Here is an 846-nt window from a genome sequence, read left to right on the forward strand (position 1 = left end):
ACATGACCTCAAATGGTGGCAAATGTTGCTGGTCATCCTCTTCTTAAACGGTTTGATGACAGTTCCAGTAACCCTAAACTATACCAATATGACCGAGTTTCCCGTAACCGACTACTATCCCAATGCCATGGCCCTTGTAGACGACCAAGTGGTAGCCGAGATCCAGCAAGTTACCTTTGAAAATGGAGAAATGCTGATCGACCAACCAGTGGTTTCAGAAAGGACTGAAGGAACCGTCGCCTTTGGATTAGCCGACGATCAGCTAGAGACACTGGCAGCTAGCGGGAAAACGGCACTCATTTTCCAAGAGAATCAATTCGTCTTAATGGAAGCTGGGGCGCCAACGGCAACGGTCCTTTATACCAAAGACTTCGACTTGACAGGGCTCGACCAAGCAGGGATTCAGGAAAGTTTGAGCCAGCAATGGTTAGACCAAAATCGCGTCTTAGTGGTCTTGATCTTCTCGAGTGTGATCAGCTTGATATTCCTAGCCATGAACCTATTTTTAGTTGGGATTGCGGCCCTCATGTTCTATATGACCAAGGGGAGCCCGGTTACGTCTATTGAAACTTATAAAGAGTCCATCAATTTAATCCTAAATGCCTTATCACTGCCGACCTTCTTGGCTATGGCTTACGGTTTATACAACTTTGATGTATCTTTAATTGCTAGCTTGCAAACAATCGGTCTGGTGACCATGCTGCTCTTAGTCATGTGGAAGACAAGATTCCGCGACCAAACCTTGGACGAATTTCAACTGTTGGAAGCTTAATCCATCCAGTATGATTTTGAATCCTGTTTGAACCTAGACCAGGTGCTTTAAATGGATCATGTACCACCTTTAAC

Annotated in this window: 1 protein-coding gene; it reads left to right on the forward strand. The window is 45.2% G+C overall.

Translation table 11 applies throughout. From position 1 onward, the window contains the following. On the forward strand, positions 1-772 hold a 772-nt coding region (locus tag ACRCJ0_RS16480; protein ID WP_431391236.1), incomplete at its 5' end, for a DUF1189 family protein. Positions 773-846 lie beyond the last annotated feature (74 nt).

It is taken from the genome of Aerococcus sp. L_32 (genome assembly GCF_050689315.1).